The sequence below is a fragment of the Microbacterium sp. Root53 genome (assembly GCF_001426925.1).
In the GTDB taxonomy this organism is placed as follows: Bacteria; Actinomycetota; Actinomycetes; order Actinomycetales; family Microbacteriaceae; genus Microbacterium.
In genome coordinates this window covers 1-21053 of record NZ_LMFR01000001.1, presented here as the reverse complement: position 1 = coordinate 21053, position 21053 = coordinate 1, and the positions used below count along the sequence as shown (strand labels likewise).

Annotated in this window: 24 protein-coding genes; 10 read left to right on the top strand and 14 right to left on the bottom strand. The window is 69.2% G+C overall.

Annotated features, from left to right (window positions below; genetic code table 11):
- Positions 1-21 precede the first annotated feature (21 nt).
- Together ASD19_RS00120 and ASD19_RS00115 are read right to left on the bottom strand one after the other, a co-directional pair.
- Positions 22-1107 (bottom strand): ABC transporter substrate-binding protein, encoded by a 1086-nt coding sequence (locus ASD19_RS00120; protein ID WP_156377051.1) that lies wholly within the window; start codon positions 1105-1107, stop codon positions 22-24.
- Positions 1108-1338: 231 nt separating this feature from the next.
- On the bottom strand, positions 1339-2235 hold the full coding sequence (locus ASD19_RS00115) for a LysR family transcriptional regulator (RefSeq protein WP_055987594.1): 897 nt from the start codon (positions 2233-2235) through the stop codon (positions 1339-1341).
- Between the two features lie 160 nt (positions 2236-2395).
- Between ASD19_RS00115 and ASD19_RS14875 the strand changes: the two genes are divergently transcribed.
- Together ASD19_RS14875 and ASD19_RS00105 are read left to right on the top strand one after the other, a co-directional pair.
- Entirely contained in the window at positions 2396-3139 is a 744-nt protein-coding gene (locus ASD19_RS14875) for a FadR/GntR family transcriptional regulator (protein WP_134745456.1), read from the top strand.
- A gap of 135 nt (positions 3140-3274) precedes the next feature.
- A complete protein-coding gene (locus ASD19_RS00105; protein ID WP_200941022.1) occupies positions 3275-4546 on the top strand; it encodes an NAD(P)/FAD-dependent oxidoreductase in 1272 nt (423 codons plus the stop codon).
- Between the two features lie 76 nt (positions 4547-4622).
- On the opposite strand, the gene ASD19_RS00100 is transcribed toward ASD19_RS00105, so the two are convergent.
- From ASD19_RS00100 to ASD19_RS00085, 4 genes are read right to left on the bottom strand one after another with little or no spacing between them, the layout of a single operon-like run.
- A complete protein-coding gene (locus ASD19_RS00100; RefSeq protein WP_055987592.1) occupies positions 4623-5624 on the bottom strand; it encodes a hypothetical protein in 1002 nt (333 codons plus the stop codon).
- A complete protein-coding gene (locus ASD19_RS00095) occupies positions 5621-6631 on the bottom strand; it encodes an amidohydrolase family protein (RefSeq protein WP_055987590.1) in 1011 nt (336 codons plus the stop codon). Before ASD19_RS00095 ends, ASD19_RS00100 begins: the two co-directional genes overlap by 4 nt.
- Positions 6628-7335 (bottom strand): 4-carboxy-4-hydroxy-2-oxoadipate aldolase/oxaloacetate decarboxylase, encoded by a 708-nt coding sequence (locus ASD19_RS00090; RefSeq protein ID WP_055987587.1) that lies wholly within the window; start codon positions 7333-7335, stop codon positions 6628-6630. Before ASD19_RS00090 ends, ASD19_RS00095 begins: the two co-directional genes overlap by 4 nt.
- A complete protein-coding gene (locus ASD19_RS00085; RefSeq protein WP_055987585.1) occupies positions 7335-8489 on the bottom strand; it encodes a zinc-dependent alcohol dehydrogenase in 1155 nt (384 codons plus the stop codon). The genes ASD19_RS00090 and ASD19_RS00085 overlap by 1 nt, the downstream gene beginning before the upstream one ends.
- Before the next feature lie 86 nt (positions 8490-8575).
- Between ASD19_RS00085 and ASD19_RS00080 the strand changes: the two genes are divergently transcribed.
- Together ASD19_RS00080 and ASD19_RS00075 are read left to right on the top strand one after the other, a co-directional pair.
- Positions 8576-9511 (top strand): hypothetical protein, encoded by a 936-nt coding sequence (locus ASD19_RS00080; protein ID WP_055987584.1) that lies wholly within the window; start codon positions 8576-8578, stop codon positions 9509-9511.
- Positions 9511-9963, top strand: a complete 453-nt coding sequence (locus ASD19_RS00075) for an RpiB/LacA/LacB family sugar-phosphate isomerase (protein ID WP_055987582.1) — start codon at positions 9511-9513, stop codon at positions 9961-9963. The genes ASD19_RS00080 and ASD19_RS00075 overlap by 1 nt, the downstream gene beginning before the upstream one ends.
- A gap of 58 nt (positions 9964-10021) precedes the next feature.
- Here the strand turns inward: ASD19_RS00075 and ASD19_RS00070 are convergent, their stop codons facing one another.
- Genes ASD19_RS00070 through ASD19_RS00050 form a run of 5 tightly spaced genes read right to left on the bottom strand, consistent with a single transcriptional unit; the run spans position 10022 to position 13803 of the window.
- Positions 10022-10870 (bottom strand): alpha/beta fold hydrolase, encoded by an 849-nt coding sequence (locus ASD19_RS00070; protein WP_055987580.1) that lies wholly within the window; start codon positions 10868-10870, stop codon positions 10022-10024.
- 12 nt (positions 10871-10882) lie between these two features.
- Entirely contained in the window at positions 10883-11677 is a 795-nt protein-coding gene (locus ASD19_RS00065; protein WP_055987578.1) for a 3-methyl-2-oxobutanoate hydroxymethyltransferase, read from the bottom strand.
- Positions 11674-12156, bottom strand: coding sequence for a hypothetical protein (locus tag ASD19_RS00060; RefSeq protein WP_055987576.1), 483 nt, complete (start codon positions 12154-12156; stop codon positions 11674-11676). Before ASD19_RS00060 ends, ASD19_RS00065 begins: the two co-directional genes overlap by 4 nt.
- Positions 12157-12158: 2 nt before the next feature.
- Positions 12159-13460: an aromatic ring-hydroxylating dioxygenase subunit alpha gene (locus tag ASD19_RS00055; protein ID WP_055987574.1), complete on the bottom strand. Its 1302-nt coding sequence runs from the start codon at positions 13458-13460 to the stop codon at positions 12159-12161.
- 16 nt (positions 13461-13476) lie between these two features.
- On the bottom strand, positions 13477-13803 hold the full coding sequence (locus ASD19_RS00050; RefSeq protein ID WP_055987572.1) for a 2Fe-2S iron-sulfur cluster-binding protein: 327 nt from the start codon (positions 13801-13803) through the stop codon (positions 13477-13479).
- 113 nt (positions 13804-13916) lie between these two features.
- On the opposite strand from ASD19_RS00050, the gene ASD19_RS14870 reads away from it, so the two are divergent.
- From ASD19_RS14870 to ASD19_RS00035, 4 genes are all read left to right on the top strand, one after another.
- Positions 13917-14045, top strand: coding sequence for a hypothetical protein (locus ASD19_RS14870; RefSeq protein WP_268777921.1), 129 nt, complete (start codon positions 13917-13919; stop codon positions 14043-14045).
- Positions 14046-14213: 168 nt separating this feature from the next.
- Positions 14214-15284 (top strand): Fic family protein, encoded by a 1071-nt coding sequence (locus tag ASD19_RS00045; RefSeq protein ID WP_200941020.1) that lies wholly within the window; start codon positions 14214-14216, stop codon positions 15282-15284.
- A gap of 40 nt (positions 15285-15324) precedes the next feature.
- A complete protein-coding gene (locus ASD19_RS00040; RefSeq protein WP_055987568.1) occupies positions 15325-15894 on the top strand; it encodes an HhH-GPD-type base excision DNA repair protein in 570 nt (189 codons plus the stop codon).
- Between the two features lies 1 nt (position 15895).
- A complete protein-coding gene (locus ASD19_RS00035; RefSeq protein WP_055987566.1) occupies positions 15896-16321 on the top strand; it encodes a DUF1801 domain-containing protein in 426 nt (141 codons plus the stop codon).
- Positions 16322-16328: 7 nt separating this feature from the next.
- On the opposite strand, the gene ASD19_RS00030 is transcribed toward ASD19_RS00035, so the two are convergent.
- The 3 genes from ASD19_RS00030 to ASD19_RS00020 all read right to left on the bottom strand — a co-directional run bounded on the left by ASD19_RS00030 (position 16329) and on the right by ASD19_RS00020 (position 19390).
- Complete coding sequence (locus ASD19_RS00030) at positions 16329-16961, bottom strand: GntR family transcriptional regulator (RefSeq protein WP_055987564.1); 633 nt, start codon at positions 16959-16961, stop codon at positions 16329-16331.
- Between the two features lie 108 nt (positions 16962-17069).
- Positions 17070-17741 carry a GntR family transcriptional regulator gene (locus ASD19_RS14470; protein ID WP_055987562.1) on the bottom strand — a complete coding sequence of 224 codons (672 nt, stop codon included), beginning with the start codon at positions 17739-17741 and terminating at the stop codon, positions 17070-17072.
- A gap of 260 nt (positions 17742-18001) precedes the next feature.
- On the bottom strand, positions 18002-19390 hold the full coding sequence (locus ASD19_RS00020; RefSeq protein ID WP_055987560.1) for a glycine--tRNA ligase: 1389 nt from the start codon (positions 19388-19390) through the stop codon (positions 18002-18004).
- 145 nt (positions 19391-19535) lie between these two features.
- On the opposite strand from ASD19_RS00020, the gene ASD19_RS00015 reads away from it, so the two are divergent.
- Together ASD19_RS00015 and ASD19_RS14945 are read left to right on the top strand one after the other, a co-directional pair.
- Positions 19536-19931 (top strand): GrpB family protein, encoded by a 396-nt coding sequence (locus tag ASD19_RS00015; RefSeq protein ID WP_055987558.1) that lies wholly within the window; start codon positions 19536-19538, stop codon positions 19929-19931.
- A 448-nt stretch (positions 19932-20379) separates the two neighbouring features.
- On the top strand, positions 20380-21053 hold a 674-nt coding region (locus tag ASD19_RS14945; RefSeq protein ID WP_156377049.1), incomplete at its 3' end, for a DUF222 domain-containing protein.

The following is a 21053-nucleotide window of genomic DNA, read 5'->3' as shown; positions in this document are numbered from 1 at the left end:
GCGGTATCCGCGAAGCGGACGTCACATGAACATCTCCTCGTAGAGGTCGGCCCACTCGTTGGTCTGCTTCATCACCTGCTCCGGATCGGTGAACTGCGCCTCGAAGCCGCCCTGCTCGGGCTTGAGCTCGGGGGTCAGCGCGTCCACCTCGGGATGCGCGGGAATGCCATTGCCGTCGCGGATGATCTCCTGACCTTCCTCGGAGAGGATGAAGTCCAGGAAGAGCATCGCGGTGTGGGGGTGCGGCGGGTACTTCGCCAGCGCGACGCGGGAGTACTGCGCGGTCACGGGGTTCAGCGGGGCCCAGTCGACGGGCGCGCCCTTGGACGCCGCGTCCACGATCTGGTCGTTGAACAGCTGCACGCCGATCGGCACCTGGCCGCTGATGACGCGGTCGAGCACGGCGCGACCGGAGGCGTCGACGTTCTGCATCTGCTGCGCGGCGAGGTCGTCGAAGTAGTCCATCGCGCGGTCCTCGCCCCAGGCCTCCATGAGGTTGCCCAGGAACAGCGGCCCGCCGGAGGTCGGGCTCGTGCTCCAGGACATCCTCCCCTTCCACTTCGGGTCGAGCAGGTCCTCATAGGTCTGCGGCACGTCGTCCGGCGACACCATGTCGGTGTTGTACGCGACGGCCATGAAGTACATCAGCTGCGGCGCCGAGAACCCCTCGGGGTCCTTCGCCGAGTCGGGATAGGCATCGAGCTCCGGCGACGTGAACGGCTGGATGGCGTCGGTGCTCTCGAGCATGGTGGCCGTGCCGGTGCCGTCGACGACGTCCACGAAGTGGCTGCCGGCCTGGTACTCCTTGATGACCTTCGACGCGACGTCGGTGGAGTTGGCGCGGTAGATCTCGACGTCGGCGAAGGGGTACTTCTCCTCGAAGGCCTCCGCGAGAGGGTTGGCGAGCTGGTCGGGGATCGTGGTGGTGTACCACATCAGTTTGCCCTCGTCCGCGGCACCCTCCTCGAGCATCTGCTGCCGGTCGGCACCGGACGCCAGGGCGATCTCCTCGGACCCCTCGGCAGCCTTGGCCGTGCTGCAGCCGGCGAGCGCCGACGCGGTGAGGACCAGAGCACAGACCGACGTCACGTTTCTGCGAAGCATCATCACTTCCCTCTCGTCCCTCCGCTTCGTCGCGGAGAAGTGCGGGCCGATTGATGCCAGCTAACACTTAATCAAAGGCTATTGCAAGCAGAATATCGATGAAAGGGTGTGTGGGCGGCGGAGGGACGCGCCGAACCCGGCGTCCCCGCCGGGGACGCCGGGAGCCACTCAGGCGCAGGCGCGCGGGAACCCGGGGGCCGGGCCCAGGGGGCGACGGGCACCGCTCGGCAGGCGCTACGCCTCGACCGGCTCCTCGGCCCAGCGCGCCTGCAGGAGAGACACCGCGGCGTCGACGACCGGATCGCGCGCGTCCTTGCGGAAGGCGAGCACCTGCTCGAGCTCGCCGACGCCGTCCACCTCGCGGAAGCGGACTCCCTGACGCGGCAGGGCGCGGGCACCCTCGGGCACCAGCGTGACGCCGAGGCCGGCCGCGACGAGGCCGAGCAGCACCGATGTCGTCAGGCCGAAGTGCGCCCGACGCGGCGTGAAGCCTGCCTGCAGGCAGGCGTGGCTCGCGGCGTCGTTCAGGGGCGAGTGGTCGCCGTCGTACGCGACCCACGCCTCGTCACGCAGATCGATCAGCGTGAGATCCGGCTTGTCCGCCAGCGGGTGCGCCTCCGGCATCGCGAGCAGCAGACGCTCCTTCACGAACGGCAGCGTCTCTATTCCATCGCCGACGACCGGAGGACGCAGGATCCCGAGCCCGAGCGCACCGGAGCGCAGCGCGTCGCACTGGTCGGGGGTCAGCATGTCGCCGCGCACCGACAGCACCACGCCGTGCAGCTCCTCGCGCAGCAGGCGCGCGATGCGGGGGAGGTACGCGTACGTGGCGATGCCCGTCATCCCCAGCCGGAGGAATCCCGACTTGCCGGCCGCGAGCCGCTTCACCGCGACCGCTGCCTCGTCGACCCGGCGGAAGATCTGCTCGGCCTCTGAATAGAGGAACGCGCCGGCGGTCGTCACGGTGACGAGGCGGGTGGTGCGCTCCAGCAGCGTGGCGCCGAGCTCATCCTCGAGCGCCCGGATCGCCTGCGAGATCGTCGACTGCGAGACCTGCAGCCGTTCAGACGCCTGCCCGAAATGGCAGGTTTCCGCCACCGCCGTGAAGTACCGCAACTGCCGCAGGTCCATATGCCGATTTCCCCCACCCGGAACGCCACGAGCGCCGCAGAGATAGAGAACGATAATATATGTTTGCCGAAGTGCTCGGTCTCGCGAACTTCGCGAGCGCCGCCCCATGCGCACCCCACTCCATCACATCCTGAGCGTCGTGGGGCCACAGAAAGAGATCATGTCTTCCACCTCACCCGACCGCCGCAGTACACCGAAGTTCACGCCGGTCAACGTCGGGCGGACGTCCTACGCCATCGTCGATCAGATCAAGCAGTTCATCCGCGATGGCGAGCTGAAGGCCGGGGATCGACTGCCCAACGAGCGCGACCTGTGCCAGCAGTTCGGAGTGAGCCGGGTCACAGTGCGCGAGGCGCTGCGCATCCTCGAGGCCAACGGCCTGGTCGAGGTGCGCGTCGGCGCCCAGGGCGGCTCGTTCCTCACCTCCCCTTCCGCCGAGCTGGTGGGCGACAACCTCGCGCACCTTCTCTCACTCTCGCCGATCACGGGCACGGCCGCGACGGAGGCGCGTCTGGCCTTCGAAGTCGCGATCCTGCCCCTGGTGATGAAGTACGCCACCGACGACGACATCGCGGCGTTGCGCGCCATCGTGGCCGAGTCGAAGGATCTCGAGAACGAGGGCCGGTACTCTACGGAGATGTCGGCCGCGTTCCACGTACGCCTCGCCGCGTGCGCGCACAACGGCGCCGTCGAGGTGCTGATGCGCAGCTTCTACGGCCCCATCCTCACCTCGCTCACGGAGGCGAAGGCGGCCGCCCCGGTCATGGGCATGCGCGGCATCCAGGAGCACGACGACATCATCGACGCCGTCGAGGCACGCGACCTCGAGCGCGCGAGCGCGATCATGACCGAGCACCTGGGGCGCACAGCCGATCGCATCAGGCTGCTCGAGGGCGACGAGTGAGCGTCCGCTGAGCCGCGTCGGCCGCGAAGGCGCCGACGCGGCCCCTCTGCGAGCGGCCACCGGCCCCCGCGGAGACTTCGCCGGTGCGCGCATGCGGTAAATGTGGTCTAATGGTCTAACCGTAGAAGGAGGACCATGATGACCGACGCAACGGCGCGCCCGCTGTCAGCCGGAACCCTCATCGTCGGGGCCGGCCAGGCGGGCCTGCAGCTCGCCACCAGCCTCCGAGAGATGGATCACGCCGGCAGGATCACGCTCGTCAGCGGCGAGCCCCGGCTCCCCTACCAGCGCCCGCCCCTGTCCAAGGCGTACCTCTCCGGCAAGGCCGACGAGACCGAGCTCTCGCTGCGCGGGGAGGACTTCTACGAGGCCAACGGCATCGACGTGCTGCGCGGCGAGTGGATAGAGACCATCACGCTCGTCGAGGGCGGCAACGGCGCCGGCCAGGCCCGGACGAAGAGCGGCCTGACGCTTGCCTTCGACAAGCTCGCCCTCACCGTAGGCGGCCACCCGCGCCGTCTGCAGGCGCCCGGATCCGACCTCGCTGGCATCCACTACCTGCGCGACGTCGACGACGCCGCGAACCTGCGTCGGGACCTCGACGCGGCCGAGCACGTGGTCGTCGTCGGCGGCGGCTTCGTGGGCCTCGAGATCGCCGCGGCCTCGACCGCCAAGGGCAAGAAGGTCACCGTGCTCGAGGCACTGGATCGGCTCATGGCCCGCGTGGTCGCGCCGGAGATGTCGGCGTTCTACGCCGCCGCGCACCGCCGCCGCGGCACGCAGATCGAAACCGGCGCGGCCGTGACCGGCTTCCGCGGCGAGGGCCGCGTGAGCGGCGTCGAGCTGGCCGACGGTCGTGTCATCGATGCGGACGTCGTCGTCGTGGGCATCGGACTCATCCCGCACACCGAGCTCGCGCAGCAGCTGGGCATCGGCACCGACCGTGGCATCGAGGTCGATCAGCAGGGCCGCACCCGCCTGCCCGGCGTCGTCGCCGCCGGCGACTGTGCCGTCGTGGCGCACCCCGACCACGGCCAGGTGCGTCTCGAGTCGGTGCCCAACGCGATCGCGCTGGCGAAGGCCGCCGCGGCGGCCCTGCTCGACCGCGAGCCCGTCGAGCCGCCGCTGCCCTGGTTCTGGTCCGACCAGGCCGACCTGAAGCTGCAGATGGCCGGCCTGTCGATCGGGTACGACCAGGTCGTGCTGCGCGGCGACCCCGACACCGAGCAGTTCTCCGCCCTCTACTACCGCGACGGGCGGCTGGTCTCGGTCGAGGCGGTGAACTCGCCGCGCGACTACATGGCCGTGCGCCGCGTCCTCGAGATGGGCCGCACCATCCCCGCCGACGCCGCGGGCGACCTCGACATCCCGCTGAAGACGCACCTGAGCGCGCACGCCCCGGCGTGATCACCGCACTCACGCTGAGAGGGCCTGGAGCTTGCGCTCCAGGCCCTCTCAGCGTGAGTGCGACAGTTCCGTGGCGTCAGATGATGAACGATTCCAGCGATTCGGGGGCGAAGATCTCCTCCGGCGCGCGCAGCGTGCGCGACAGGCCCTGCTCGTGGTGGTAGCGCAGGAAGGTCTCGAGCACCTTGCGATCGGACGGGCCGAGCCCGTACGACCAGAAGTCCTCACCCAGCAGCGTGCGCGCCTGCTCGAGGTGCACCATGAGCCAGGGGTCCATCAGCTGCAGCGCCGACGCATCGTAGATGCGCGCGTGCGCCTCCTTCTTGGCGATGTTCAGCGCCTTCGTCAGCGACTGCGCCACCCACGGCGCGCGCTCGTAGACGTCCCGGCGGATCACGACGACGTGCATGATCGGGAAGATCCCGGTCTGAGCGAAGTACTCCTGCTCGGCCGCCTTCGCGTCGGGGAACAGGCGCGCGACGGTGCCGCCCTTCGGATCGAACGTGCTCGGGATGCGGGGCGCGAGCAGCGCGTCGAGCTCGCCGTCGGCAAGCATCCGCGAGATCGTCTTGTCCTCGGGGATCGGGCGGACGTCGAAGGGCACGTCGACCTTGCCCTTCTCGATCCGGCCGGGGGTCTCCTCGCCGCCCGTGAAGTACGTCGCCGAGTCGAGCGGCACGCCGTAGTGGTCGGCGAGGATGCCGCGCTGCCAGACCACCGCCGTGAGCTGCATCTCCGGCATGGCGATGCGCTTGCCGACCAGGTCGGACGGCCGCTCGATGCCCGCCTCGGTGTTGATGAAGATGCCGCCGTGACGGAAGACCCGCGAGGTGTAGACCGGGATCGCCACGAACGGCGAGTTCTCCAGGCCGCCGGCCCTGTCGAGCGTCGCCGTGTACGTCGACAGCGACATCTCGGCGACCTCGAACTCGCGGTGCCGCAGCATGCGGAAGAAGGTCTCCTCCACGGGCAGGCGCAGATAGTTGAGGTCGACGCCGTCAACGGGGACCGTGCCCTCCGCGATGGACCGGGTGCGGTCGTAGTCGCCGCACGCGAATGTCAGCGGGATCCTGCTCATGCGCTCGTGCCCTCCAGGCGCGCCGCAAGGCGCGGATAGACCCGCAGCGCGTTGGCGCGGGTGATGCGATCGAAGTCGTCCTCGTCCAGGTCGGCGCTTCGCAGGTAGACGAGGGTGTCGTCCCACTCCACGCCCGTCTCGGGGTCGGCTCCGCGCACCGCGCCGAGCATCTCGGACGCGAACAGCACGTTCGCGGCCGGCACGACCTCGGTCAGCAGGTCGATGCCCGGCTGGTGGTACACGGCTGTGTCGAAGAACACGTTCGCGAGCAGCTCGGACGGATCCTGCCAGCCGTTGCGCACGGACAGGCCGCGGTAGCGTCCCCAGTGGTACGGAACGGCCCCGCCGCCGTGCGGGATCACCAGGCGCAGACCGGGGAACCGCTGGAACAGGTCCGACTGCAGCAGCTGCATGAACACGCTGGTGTCGGCGTTCAGGTAGTGCGCGCCGAGCGTGTGGAAGTTCGGGTTGTCCGCCGTCGAGACGTGCACCATGAACGGCACGTCGAGCTCCTCGGCCGCCTCGTACAGCGGGAACCACGACTCGTCGGTGAGCGGCTTGCCCGCCCACGTTCCCGACGGATCCGGGTTCAGGTTGGCCGCGACGAAGCCGAGCTCGGTGACCGTGCGGCGCAGCTCGGCGATCGCGCCGTCGAGATTGCCCTCGGGCGTCTGGGGCAGCTGCGCGGCCGGCGCGAAGTGCTCGGGGAACAGCGAGCTGACTCGCGAGATCAGGTCGTTCGACGCGCGCGCCCACTCGTCCGCCATGCGGGCGTCCGGCTGGTGGTGCTGCATGCCCGACGCGCGGGGCGAGAAGATCATCAGGTCGCCGCCGCGCTCGGTGAGCACGCGGATCTGGTTGCCGACGACGCTCTCGCGCACCTGGTCGTCGCTGATCCGGTTCCACAGGTCCGCGGATGCGGGACTCTCGCCGTTCAGCTGCGCCTTGCGGAAGTCCAGCAGCGCGCTGGGCTCGGTCGTGTAATGGCCGTGGACGTCGATGATCACTTGTCGGCCTCTTCCTTCCAGGCCTGGTAGTCCACGTAGCGGATGCCGGCCTTCTCGATCATGGGTCGCATGTCGTTCACGTCAAGCGCGATCTCGCCCGCCAGATAGCGCGCACGGGCGCGCTCCTCCTTCTCCTCGCGCTCGCGGGAGGCGCGCGCGACGGCCGGGGCCTGAGCGCGGGGGACGATGACCACGCCGTCGTCGTCCGCGACGACGACATCGCCGGGTTCGACGATGCGGCCCGCGACGGAGATCGGCACGTTGACGTCGCCGAGCGCGCCCTTGCGCGTGCCCTCGGCGGAGACGTGGCTCGACCAGACCGCGAAGCCCATCTCTCGCAGGTCGGCCACGTCGCGCACTCCTGCCTCGATGACCAGGCCGCGCACGCCCCGTGCCTTGAGCGAGGTGGCCAACAGGTCTCCGAAGTAGCCCATGTCGCACGGCGAGGTCGGCACGACCACGAGGATGTCGCCCTCCTGGCACTGCTCGACGGCCACGCCGATCATCGTGTTGTCGCCCGGGGCGACGGTCACGGTGACGGCGTTGCCCGCGACGCGCACGTTCTGCTGAATCGGGGTGATCGACGATCCGAGCAGACCGGTGCGTCCCTGCGCCTCGTGGATGGTCGCGACGCCGAACGCGGCGAGCGCATCGACCTGATCGAGCGGCGTGCGGGGCGGGTCGGTGACGACGACGCCCGGCATCAGGCGGCGTCCTTCCGGCCGCCGGGCTTGCCGATCAGCTCGGGCATCATCGAGATGTGGATCGCGTCCTCGTCGGTCTTGCCGGCGAGCACGCGGATCGCGAGGTCGACCTGGTCGATGCCGTAGCGGTGCGTGGCGAGCTTGTGCATCGGGAATCGGCCCGACGCGATCTGCGCGATCGCGAGCTCGCACGCATTGAACGAGTGACCGCGCGCCGACTTGATGGTGATCGCCTTCTCGGTGACCTGCTTGAGCGGGAAGTCGGGGAACGCAGCGAGCTCGCCCTGCACGACGAGCGTGCCCTCGCGACGCTTGAGCACGTCGATGCCCAGCAGTGCCGGTGCGGTGCCGGCGCGCGAGGTGCAGTCGAGCACGAAGTCGAGGCCGCGACCGTTCGTGAGATCCATGATCTTCTCGCGCGGGTCCTCGGTGAGCACGTCGATGGTGTGATCGGCGCCGAGCTCCTCGGCCAGCGCGAGGCGGTCCTTGTCGCGGGTGGTGCCCGAGACGATGATCTTGGATGCACCGGCCTGCTTGGCCGCCATCAGCTGGGCCAGGCCCTGCTGGCCCGGGCCCTGGATGAGCACCGTGTCGTTGTAGCCGATGCCGGCGGTGAGCAGCGCCCATTCGATGCCGTTCGAGATCGGCATCACCAGACCGGCCAGCTCGGGGGTGACGGTGTCGGGCACCTTGTGCAGCACCGCGTTCCACGGCAGGTACATGTACTCCGAGAAGCCGCCCCACAGGTTGCCGTCGAAGTCGGCCGACGTATAACCGAAGCGGCGGGCGTCGGGATTGGTGCGCCAGTCGGTCGCCTCGCAGTGGCGATACTCGCCGATGCGGCACCACTCGCAGTTGAAGCAGGCCACGTAGTGCTCGACGAAGACGCGGTCGCCCTCCTGCAGCCCGTGGCGGATCTTGAACTGCTCGCCCGCCTCCACGATCACGCCGACGTTCTCGTGGCCCATGATCACGCGCCCCTGCGTGGCCGGGGTGCTCGGCGGGTTGAAGTACAGCTTGGCGTCGGTGCCGCAGATGCCGGCGACCTCCACCTTCAGCAGGGCCGAGTCAGCGTCGATGCGGGGCTTCGGGAGCTCCTGCATCTCGGTGACCCCCGGCGCGGTCCGCACCGCTGCCAGAACCGTTTCGCTCATGCGCACATCCTTGGGCTCTTCATTGGATAAATGGTCATACCACGTTAGCATTCGAGGCAGTCGCACCACACGATCTCGGAGGCACCATGCACCTGTCCACACTCACCCGGCTGCAGGGCGCGAACCGCGCGCTCATCACGGGCAGCGTCGCCCCGGCCGGGTACACCCTCGACTTCGTCGATGAGCCGGTCCTCGTGAAGGGCTTCCGCAAGATGGTGCGCAACCTCGAGTACGACGTCGCCGAGATGGCGCTCACCACCTACCTGACGGCCAAGGAGCACGGCGCCCCGTTCACCGCGCTTCCGATCTTCCTGGTGCGCGACTTCCACCACGGAGCCGTGCAGATCCGCAAGGCCGACTCCGGAATGACGGCGCCCGACCTCGCGGGCAAGCGCGTCGGGGTCAACCGCGGCTACACGGTCACCACCGGCGTGTGGGCCCGTGCGGCCCTCGCTGAGGCGGGACTGGACCTGACGAGCGTCACCTGGGTGCGCTCCGGCGACGAGCACGTCGCGACCTACGTGCCGCCGGCCAACGTCGTGCAGGCCCCAGAGGGCCGCACTCTCGAGGAGCTGCTGCTCGCCGGCGAGCTCGACGCCGTCATCGGCGCCTCGATCGACCACCCTGACGTCGTGCCGCTGTTCGCCGACCCGCTGCGGGCCGGCCTGGATGTGCTGCGCGACACCGGTGTCTTCCCGATCAACCACCTCGTCGTCGTGAAGGACTCGCTCGTCGCCGAGCGCCCCGACCTCCCCCGCGCGATCTTCGACGCCTTCACCGAGGCGAAGCGCCGCTACGTCGACGAGCTGCGTGCGCACAGTGACGGCGCGAAGAAGGGACAGGATCGCACCCTCACCGCCGTCATGGAGCTCACCGGATCCGACCCGCTCCCGTACGGCGTGGAGGGCTCGCGTGTGACGCTCGAGAAGCTGATCGACAACGCCATGACGCAGGGCATCCTGACAGAGCGTCCGGCGTTCGAGAGCATCTTCGTGCCGTCGACGCTCGGGATGCGCGGCTGATGACCCGCATCGCGATCACCGGCGACCATCACGGCATCGGCATGCGGCCGCGGATGGTCGAGGTGCTCACCGCGCGCGGGCACGACGTGATCGACCTCGCCGCGCACGTCACCGACGTCGTCGACTACCCCGAGCTGTGCGCCGACCTGTGCCGCGCTGTGCAGTCCGGACGCGCCGAGCTCGGCATCGTCCTGGGCGGCAGCGGGCAGGGCGAGGTCGTCGCGTGCAACAAGATGCGCGGCATCCGGGCGGGCCTGGCCTACTCGGAGTTCGCCGTGGACATCTCGCGGGGCAACAACGACGCCAACGTCATGGTCATCGGCACCAAGGTGCTGGACGAGGAGCAGGCGCTCTCGCTGCTCGACCGCTGGCTCGCCACGCCGTTCAACGGCGGCGTGCACGCCGAGCGCATCGCCCAGATCGCGCGCCTCGAGGAATCCGGCGGCATCTGACGCCGACAGACGTGAGAGGGGCGGTGGCTGCAAGCCACCGCCCCTCTCACGTGTGCGCCTAGTACTTCGACAGGAAGTCGCGCACCCGGGCCACTGACGCCTCCGGTGTCTGCTCCGCGACCGGCACATCCCAGTACTCGTTCACGGGCAGGCATTCCTGCAGGTACCGCGCGGCCGACCGCGTGTGCGAGAGGTCCTCGCCCGGCACGATCAGCGCGGGGGTGTCCAGCAGCTGCAGATCCTCCGGTTCGGGGCCGGGCACCGTGTCGCGGTCGAACAGCAGGCGCGCCGATCCCGACACGATGGTCGTGTAGCGCTCGATGCTGGTCTGCGCGAACGTCTTGGCGAACTCGTCGTCCGAGCGCAGCGCCGCCGCCCAGGGGCTGACCCGCGGGTCCTTGCTGAAGCCGGCCTCGGTCGAGCGGGCGTGCTCCACCACCGCGGCCACGCCGTGCTCGAGTGCGAAGCCGAGGTGTTGCGTGAAGCGCTTGTGCTGCGCCGCGCGGTACGTCACGCCGCCGGCCGGCGAGAACAGCACCATGCTGCGCACGCGCGCGGGCTGCGCCACGGCGAGCATCGCCGCCGAGGTGCAGCCGACGCAGCCGCCCATGGTGTGCACCTGCTCGAAGCCGAGGTGGTCGATCAGCGCAAGCGCCTGATCCACGTACTTCGGCCAGGACAGCCGCTCCAGGCGTCCGCCCGAACGGCCCGACTCGCGCCGGTCGTAGACCACGCAGGTGTAGTCCTTCGAGAGCGCCTCGACGAAGCCGAGGTCCTTGTACCGGCCGAACGTCGTCCAGTTGTCCAGGCTCGCGTCGAAGCCGCCGGGGCTGAACATCAGGATCGGCGGACCATCCCCGATCACCTCGTAGCGAGTCCGGATCCCTCCGAGTTCCACCTCAGGCATATCGCACCCCTGTCACTTCTGACCCTTGAGCTTGCGGGCGCCGCGGATGTCCGCCGCGCACTCGGCGAGCGCGTCGTGGATCACCTTGGCGACGTTGGCGTAGGTGTCCGGTTCCGCGTCGACGTTCTTCGAGTTGTAGCCGACGGCCGCGGTGATCATGCGGATGCGGCCGTCCAGCCACGGTCCGCCGCCGAACCCGCCCAGCACCGGGATCCTCACCGCGTCCACGACGGCCGCGCCGATCACCGGACCGGAGTTGGTGAAGTTCAGCGCCACGGCGCCGGCGTCCTCGAGACGCTTGGCCTCGCCGATGAACTCCTCGACCATCTCGTCGGGGATCTCCGCGGTGTGGGCCGCGCTGTACTCGATGCCGTACTTCAACGACGTCTGCGGCGTGATGCCGAACTGGGCGAAGACGGGCACGCCCGCCTTCGTCACGGCCTCGACCGCCTCGGGGAAGTCGGCGGCGCCGTCGAGCTTCACGAGATCGACGGCGGCTTCCTTCACGAGCCTGATCGCCGCGGGAACCGCGTCGCCGGACTGCAGCGGACCGAAGGGGAAGTCGGCGCTGACCAGCGCGTTCTTCACCCCGCGGCGCACGGCCTTGGCCGCCACCAGCAGCTCGTCGAACGTGATCTCCAGCGGGTTCGGCTGTCCCCACAGGTTGGTGCCGACCGTGTCCCCGACCGAGACGATATCCGCGCCGACCCGGTCCGCGATCGTGGCCATGTGATAGTCCCAGGCGACGAAGCAGACGGACTTCTCGCCCGCCTGCTTCATCGCCTGCAGCTGAGGGATCGTCGTCATGCGCGGATCGCGACCAGCAGCTGGAAGAGGTCGTCCTCGTCAGCGGGAACCAGGAGGATCCGGCAGTGCGGACGGATGGCGGCCAGCGTCGAGCTCTCGAGGTCGCCCTCGTTGAGCATCAGCAGACCGGCGGTCATGATGGACCGCTCCCACGCGGCCTTGCCGACCGCCCAGGTCGCGTCGGGTTTGATGCCGTTGGTCGCCACGAAGATGATCGAGTCGGAGTGCTCGATCTCGGCCTCCATCAGCCGCGTCTCACCGTCCAGGGTGAACAGCTCCACGCCGGTGTCCGACACCGTGTAGAACTGCGCCTGCCCCCACGGGTTGTCCGCGATCCTGCGCACGACGGCCTCGGCCGCGTCATCGAATGCGATGACACGGGTCGAGCGCGCGAAGGCCAGAGGGTAGTCGAGGCGGAACGAGGCCTCCTTGGCGGTCGTCGCGAGCACGTGACTGCTCACCATGATCGGCTTCGACATGTTCACACCGAGGTCTGCGGTACGCCCGGACGCGCCTTGAACGCCTCGCCGATGCCCTCGACGAACGGCTGGTCGGCCGGCAGCACGATGGCGACCGAGCGGATCTGCTGGTGCTCGGGGATGTTGCCGGCCGGCTCCGTCCCGTTGTCGCGCAGCGCCTCGGCGGCACGGCGCAGCTTCTGGCGCGCCTTGATGATGCCGGCGTCGGTCGCGACGAGCCGCTCCTTCGTGCGGTCGACGATGGGGCCCATCGACTCCTGCAGCGACGAGTCCTGGATCGCGATGCCCTCGACACCCGAGAACAGGATGCCGGCCTTCTGCTTCTCGCGATCGATGAGGTAGTCGTTCTCCTTGTTCGCCACCGGGCGGTACGTACCGGGGATGTTCTTGGAGTGAACGCCCGCACCGTCCTTCATCGCCTGGACCTCGGCCTCGGTGAGTTCACGCGTGGGGTGGTAGTCGAACGACCACGCCCAGCAGTTCTCGTCGTCGATCGGGACCCAGAAGTGGCCGTGGACCGGGTGGTCACCGCGCGGCGGCACCATCGTGAAGTTCGGGAGCACCCACGGCGTGACACGCCAGTAGTAGTGGCCCTCCTCGGCGTTGCGGCGAGCGCCGATCAGCAGGCCGCCCTCGTTCTCGACGACCTCGAAGAAGGGCTTGAGGTCGTTCTTGTTGTACTCGTTGCCCTTGGCGCCCTTGAACAGCGGGTCGGCCTCGAGGCCCTTGCCGGTCGGGCCACCGCCGTGCAGCCAGGTGACGTGGCTCGAGTCGATGCCGCCCTCGAGCGCCTGCAGCCAGTTGTTCTCCTGGTAGCGCTTCGAGGTGAAGGTCTGCTTCGAGGGGACGGTCGCGAACTCCCACGTGGGCAGCGGCGGCTGCTTATCGGGCTCGCCCATGTATGTCCACAGGATGTCGCCCACCTTGACGAGCGGGTACGAGCGCAGCTTGACGTTCTTGCAGAACTCCGAGTTGTTCAGCTCGCTGGGGACGTCGATCGCCTGACCGTCCTGGTTGTACTTCCAGCCGTGGTACGGGCAGCGGATCCCCCCCTCCTCGATGCGTCCGAAGAAGAGCGAGATGCCGCGGTGGGCGCAGAACTCGTCCATGAGTCCGTACTTGCCCTCGGGGGTGCGCACCGCGACGAGGCGCTCCGACAGGATCTTCACCCGGACGGGCGGGCAGCCGTCCTCCGGCAGCTCTTCGGTGTGCAGCACGGGCTGCCAGTAGCGGCGGAACAGATTGCCCATGGGCGTGCCAGGGCCGGTCTGCGTCAGCAGCTCGTTGATGTCAGGGCGCAACATGATTCTCTGTCTCCTCTCAGTGCCACGCCTCAGCGCGCGGCTCCACGACGAGTCCATCGAGCTCGTCGCACATCTTGATCTGGCAGCCGAGACGGCTCGCCTCGGTGAACTCGGACACCCCCATGTCGAGCAGGTCCTCCTCGAGCGGGCCGGGCCCGCCCACCTTGTCGCGGAACTCGTCCTTGACCCAGACATGGCACGTGGCGCACGAGAGCTGGCCGCCGCACTCACCGACGATCCCCTTCACGCCCGTCCGCACGGCAGCGCTCATGACGCTCTCACCATCGGCAGCCTCGACGATGCGCTCGGTACCGTCACTCTCGACGTACACGACCTTGGGCACGCGAGCCTCCTTCCGCGTAAACATCTATTGGACTTACCAATCTACCTCGCCCGGGGGCTGCTCTGTCAAGACAGCCGCGGATCGCGGGACACGCACGCGTCTGTGAGGCGAGCATGGAGTCCTGGGCTCTGACCATCACCGGCGACATTGCGGCCGACACCCTGCTGACCGACTACCCGTTCGCGCTCTTGATCGGGATGCTGCTGGACCAGCGAGTGCGTGACCCCGCAGGACCCGCCTGACGGGCACCTAAGGTCAAGTCGCAGAGAACGTTAACTACAGCGATGTGATTCAAGGTCTGTACGCGGTTCTCCATCGACGGGCGCTTCGGATCGCCCTATAACCATGTCGCGTACGTCGCCGACCCGCTGGGCGACGAACCTCCACTCGAGTCCGCGACGTGGCGGGCAGTGAACGAAGCGAACCGCGCTTTGGCGCGACTGGACCAAGCCTCGAGCCAGGTCCCCAGCCCTGATCTCCTCCGTCGGCCGACGCTTCGGCGCGAAGCACAGAGCACCTCAGCTCTCGAGGGAACCTTCGCTCCCCTTGAGCAGGTGCTCGGGGCCGACACCAGCGACGAGAAGCTCAGCAAGGAGCTGGTCGAGGTGCTGAACTACGTGGAAGCTGCGAGCGTCGCGTTCAACTACGTGGCAGAGTCCGGGAATATCACGGTCGGCCTCCTCGAGACATGTCAGAAGGTCCTTGTACGAGGCACAGACTCGGATACGCAGGATGCCGGACGCGTGAGGACCACACCGGTCGCGATCGGCAGCCCGACCGGCTCGATCGAAGACGCGAGGTTCGTGCCCATGCCGCCGGGCGTCGAGCTCAGAGCAGCGATCGGAGACCTCATCGATTGGATACGGTCGCGAGAGATCGAGCGCGACCCGATCGTCGCGGCCGCCCTCGCGCACTACCAGTTCGAGACACTTCATCCGTTCAACGACGGAAACGGACGCATTGGACGCCTGCTCGTTGTGCTCCACTTCATGGTCGACGGCGTGCTGCGCGAACCGCTGCTCAGCGTCTCACCCTGGTTCGAAGCCCGAAAGACGGAGTACCAGGATCATCTCGCTTCGGTCTCCGCCACTGGTCGTTGGGATCCTTGGATTCGCTTCTTCGCAGAGGGCATCGCCGCATCCGCCACGGATACCGCGCTTCGCGTCGATCGCCTGCTCTCAGTGCAGCGCCGCTACGTCGAGCTCCTCCAAGAAGCTGGGAGCAAGGGCGTCATCCGCGATATCGCCGACATCCTCATCGGTGACCCGCTCGTGACGGTCCCCATGCTCACACGACGCTTCGGCAAGGCCGCGCCGACAGTCAACGCTGCACTCGAAAGGCTGGTAAGCCTCGGTATCCTCAGCGGTCCGATCCGGACGTACAACCGCAGGTTCATAGCGCGAGACATCTGGGCGGCGGTGACCGCACCTCCTGGCGCGGTCGCGGAGCGCAATGCACCGCTGATCGCTGAGGGCGCGTAGAAGCACCGTCGCCCCAGCAAGCCGGGGAGAGAATGGTCACATGACGCTCTCCATCACCGGTGACGACGCCGCCGACGCGCTGCTGACCGAGAACCCGCTCGCCCTGCTGATCGGGATGCTGCTGGACCAGCAGATCGCGATGGAGACGGCGTTCACGGGCCCCGAGAAGATCCGGCAGCGGATCGGATCCGTCGACGCGGCCACGATCGCGGGCTACGACCCCGAGGCGTTCACCGAGGCGTTCCGGCAGACGCCGGCCGTGCACCGCTTCCCGGGCTCCATGGCTGACCGCGTGCGCACGCTCTGCCAGACGATCGTGGACGACTGGGGCGGCGACGCCGCCGCGATCTGGACGCAGGGCGACCCGGACGGCAAGGAGGTGCTGAAGCGCCTCAAGGCCCTGCCGGGATTCGGAGATCAGAAGGCGCGGATCTTCCTCGCGCTGCTGGGCAAGCGGTACGGCTTCGACGGCGCCGGATGGCGCGAGACGGCGGGTCCGTACGGCGAGGAGGGCGCGTTCCGCTCGGTCGCCGACATCACGAGCCCCGAGACCCTCGCCAAGGTGCGCGAGTACAAGCGCGCGGCGAAGGCCGCCGCCAAGAACGGCTGACGTGAAGCCGTCGGGCGGCGACGTCGCCGCGCACCTGCTGGGAGTGACGCCCGAGCGTCGCCGCGCGGACGCCGAGATCCTGATCGACCTCATGCGGGAGATCTCGGGGCGCGAGCCGGTGCTGTGGGGCACGATCATCGGCTTCGGCTCGTGCCACTACCGCTACCCCACCGACACCGAGGGCGACTGCGGCATCCTCGGCTTCGCGCCGCGCAAGGCCGCCACGACGATCTACCTCCTCGACGGGGTCGACGCGCACGCCGAGGAGCTCGCACGGCTCGGCCCGCACACGACCGGGGTGGGGTGCCTCTACGTGAAGCGCCTGGAGGACGTGGACCTCGACGTGCTCCGCGGGATCCTGACCCGCTCGCTCGCCTGGGTCGAGGGGGGCGGCAGCGAGGGGATGCGTCTCACCGTCACCGGATGACGGCGCGTCAGAGCACGCCGAACATCGCCCGGACCGCCCGCTCGGCCGCGACGCCGTCGCACGCCACGACGGCCTCACGCAGCGCCGCGCGGTGCTCGAGGATGCGGGCCGCTGTCGCGGCGTCGCAGGAGACCCGCATGGCGCGGTCGATCATGGCGGTCACGTCGGTGCAGCCGCGGATCAGGCTGTTGCCGGTGCACGCGATCAGGTGCTTGAAGAGGCGGCCGAGCGTCGCGGCGGTCTCCCCGGGCTCGGCGGCTGCGGTCGCCTCGTCGAGCATCGTGAGCGCGAGCGCGCGGTCGTCCTCGAACATCCGGTAGGCGGCGAGGCGCGACACCGATCCGTAGAGGTAGCCGCCGTACTCCCACGCCTCGGCGACGTGCTGCTCGGTCAGCGCCGTGACGCGCGTGTAGCGGCTGGSGGAGGTCTCCACCAGCCCCGCGCGCTCCAGCCGCTGGACGGCCTCGCGGATCGGCATGCGGGACACTCCGAGCCCGGCCGACAGCTCGCTGTCGCGCAGCAGCTCCCCGGCCGCGAGGCGGCCGTCCAGGATCGCCTCGCGGAGACGGTCGTAGACCAGGTCCGACAGGCGTGGACCCCGGTTGCGGAGCGGGGTGTCGAGATCGAGTACAGCGTCCAATGGGGCGTTCCGTTTCCGCAGAGAGAACAGGGAACCCCCTCCCCTGCCCATGCTAGTACCCGGGTAGGGTACCCATGCGGCAAGGCGGCCGCGACGCGCCGGGCGCGATCACTGCCGCACGCGCTGCGCGACCTCCCCGAGATCGCCGTCGATGCCGTGGAGCTCGCGGACGGCGGCCTCGGCGCCATCCGCGTCCTTCTCCTCGATCGCGCGACGCAGCCGGGCGATCAGCGGAAGGACCGCGTCGAGCACGCCCGCGAGCGGGATGTTCCGCGTGACGTAGTCGACCGTGTAGAGAAGGTCGCTGCGCAGCTTGAAGTTGCTGTTGCCGCACGTGGCGATGATGTGGCGGTTGAACGCGCGCGTAGCGTTGAAGTACGCGTCGCGATCTGTGCCGGCCGAGACGATCGCATCGAGCAGCCGGACGGCCTCCTCGCGCTGCGCGTCGTCCATGCGACGCGTCGCCATGCGCGTCGCGGCGCCGTAGAGGTACCCCGCGTACTCGACGATCTCGGACGCGCGCTCGGGAGTGATCTCGACGACGCGGGTGTAGCGACTCGCGGCCGTCTCGACGAGGCCCGCGCGCTCCAGGCGCAGCAGCGCCTCGCGCACGGGCATGCGCGAGACGCCCAGGCGGTCGGCGAGGGCCTGGTCGCGAAGGCCTTCGCCGGGCTTGAGCTCTCCGTGGACGATCGCCTCGGCGATCTGGTCGAAGACCATGTCTGAGAGTCGCGGGGCCTGCGGCGGGCGCAGCGGGGCGCCGAAGTCGAGCGGGGACATTGAACGATCCAATCCAGCCTTACGGCTGACGAGCACTGGGAGGCCGGGTTTACCTCCCATGGCGGACGATTGTACATTCATTGAATTTTCCGTGGCCAGGATCTATTCCGTCATCCCGGTAAGCACCCGGGGCGGACACGGGCGCGGGCCCCCGTCTTCCCGACGGGGCCCGCGCGTGATCCGGGCGTCGCCGGCGGCCCAGCCGGCCGAGCGGGCGCCTGGCGACCGGCGGGGTGTCGATGGGTCGCGCTGTGCGCGGGTCAGGCGCCGCGGAGGCGCTCCGCGAGGTAGGCGCGCAGGCCCTCGAGCGGCACGCGCTCCTGGCCCATCGTGTCCCGATCGCGCACGGTCACGGCGCGGTCGTCGAGCGAATCGAAGTCGATCGTGACGCACAGCGGCGTGCCGATCTCGTCCTGGCGGCGGTAGCGGCGCCCGATGGCGCCGGCGTCGTCGAAGTCGACGTTCCACGTGCCGCGCAGGTCGTCGGCGATCTCGCGCGCCAGCGGCGACAGGCGCTCGTTGCGCGAGAGCGGGAGCACGGCGACCTTCACGGGAGCGAGGCGCGGGTCGAGGCGCAGCACCGTGCGGGTGTCGGTGCCGCCCTTGGCGTTGGGCACCTCCTCCTCGGTGTACGCGTCGATCAGGAACGCCATCATCGAGCGGGTCAGGCCGAACGACGGCTCGATCACGTACGGCACGTACTTCTCGCCCGACGCCTGGTCGAAGTAGGTGAGGTTGCTGCCGCCCGACGCCTCGATGTGGTTGGTCAGGTCGAAGTCGGTGCGGTTGGCGATGCCCATCAGCTCGCCCCAGCCCTTGCCCGGGAAGCCGAAGTCGTACTCCACGTCGATCGTGCGGTCGGAGTAGTGCGCGCGCTCGCCGTCCGGGATGTCGAGCCTGCGCATGTGCTCCGGGTCGATGCCGAGGTCGACGAACCAGTTCCAGCACTCCTCGACCCAGTGATCGAACCACTCGGGCGCCTCGGCCGGCGGCACGAAGTACTCGATCTCCATCTGCTCGAACTCGCGCGTGCGGAAGATGAAGTTGCCGGGCGTGATCTCGTTGCGGAACGCCTTGCCGACCTGACCCACGCCGAACGGCGGCTTCTTGCGCGACGCCGTGAGCACGTTGGCGAAGTTCACGAAGATGCCCTGCGCGGTCTCGGGGCGCAGGTAGTGCAGGCCCGACTCGTCGTCGATCACGCCGAGGTAGGTCTTGACCAGGCCCGAGAAGGACTTCGGCTCGGTCCACTGGCCGCGCGTGCCGCAGTCAGGGCACACGATGTCGGCCATCCCGTTCTCGGGCTGGCGGCCCTTCTTCTCCACGAAGGCCTCGATCAGGTGGTCCTCGCGGTGGCGCTTGTGACACTGCAGGCACTCGACCAGCGGGTCGGTGAACGTCGCCACGTGACCCGAGGCCTCCCACACCTTCGAGGGCAGGATGATCGACGAGTCGAGGCCGACCATGTCGCCGCGGCCGCGCACGAACGTCTGCCACCACTGGCGGCGGATGTTCTCCTTGAGCTCGGTGCCGAGGGGGCCGTAGTCCCACGCCGAGCGGGAGCCGCCGTAGATCTCTCCCGCCTGGAAGACGAACCCGCGGTGGCGGGCGAGGCTGATGACCTTGTCGAGGCGGGAGGGCTCGGCCATGGTGGCTCCAATGGTCGGGAGGGATCGGGATGGGCGCGCGCGTCCGTCGGGATGCGCGCGCGGATACCTCAATCCTAGTTCGTGCGCGGAACCGGTCGCGGGGTGGAGCGGATGGGTCGGCGGAGGCCTGTGAGACAGTGACCGCATGCCGAGCATCCGCGACATCATGGCCTTCGCCGACAGCCCGCCGCCGCCGGGGGCGAGTCCCTGGGCGTGGCTGCCCCCGCTCGAGCGCGCCGGGTTCACCCTGGTCATCCGGGAGCCGTGGTGGGATGGCCACCGGGGTCTGAGATGGGACGGGTGCGAGTCGAACATCCACGTGTTCGGTCCCGAGGCACCCGAGCCGTGGAGGCATCGCATCTTCCGCGATCACCTGCGCCGAGATGCGGAGGACCGCACACGCTACGCCACCGTCAAGCGGGAGGCGGCTGACGCGGCGAACGCCGGCCGCGAGACGGTCATGCAGTACAACGTGCGCAAGCAGGCGGTGATCCGGGCGATCTACGCGAAGGCCTTCGAGGCCGCGGGGCTGGTCTCGTAGTTCTGTTCGATACTTTCGAGCTGCTTCCTGGTCTATGTCGTACATATGTACTATACTGTGGTCATGGCCGAGCAGTCGATCTTCGAAGCTCTCTCCCCGCACGAGGCGATGCGGGCGGCGATCGAGGTGCTGCGGTCGGTGCAGCCGCAGATCGCGGGGATGAGCGACGCGGAGACGGTGTCGTTCGCGCCGCTCGCCGAAGAGCTCGGCCGTCTCACGGACGGGGTCCGGGTCCGCACCGCCGGGGAGATCGACGCCCGCTCCGACCGGATGCTCGACGAGCGGCTGTCCGCGCAGCACGGCTGCCGGAACGGGATCGAGCTGCTCGAACGNTCTTGCCGGCCTGGATGAGGGCCACGCCACCACCGGCGTCGCCGAGGAACTCGGCCGCCTCACGGACGGGGTCCGGGTCCGCACCGCCGGGGAGATCGACGCCCGCTCCGACCGGATGCTCGACGAGCGGCTGTCCGCGCAGCACGGCTGCCGGAACGGGATCGAGCTGCTCGAACGMCTCACSCAGGCGCCGACGCGGGAGGTCCTCGCGCGGGTGCGGCTGGACAAGCGGCTGCGCGCGGAGACGGCGCTCACCGGCGAGGYCCTCCCTCCCCGGCATCCCGASGTCGCCGCCGCGATGCGGCACGGGGACATCGGCACGCCGGTCGCGGAACTGATCACGGGCACGCTSGACCGGGTCGCGCACCGCGCCGACCCGGTCGTCATGATCGCCGCCGAGCGCGAGCTCGTCGCCAGCGCCACCGGGCTCATCGACGGGATGCCGCCCACGTTCGCGCAGCTGAAGGTGCAGGCGGACACSTGGGCCGCGTACCTCGACCAGGACGGCCCCGCCCCGGACGCGGAGAAGGCATCCCGGCGGCGCGGGTTCACGATCGGGAAGGAACGCGACGGCCTGTTCCCCGCACGCGGAGACCTCACGCCCGAAGGCGCCGCGGTGCTCCAGCGGATCCTGGACGCGGGCGGCAACCCCGCCGTCCGCTTCACCGACAGCTACCGAGATAAGGGCGAGGGCGAGCCGTGGACCGACGACGAACCCGTCGACGACCCCCGCACCCCCGCCCAGAAACGCCACGACGTGCTCGTCGCCGCCCTCCACGCCGCCACCCG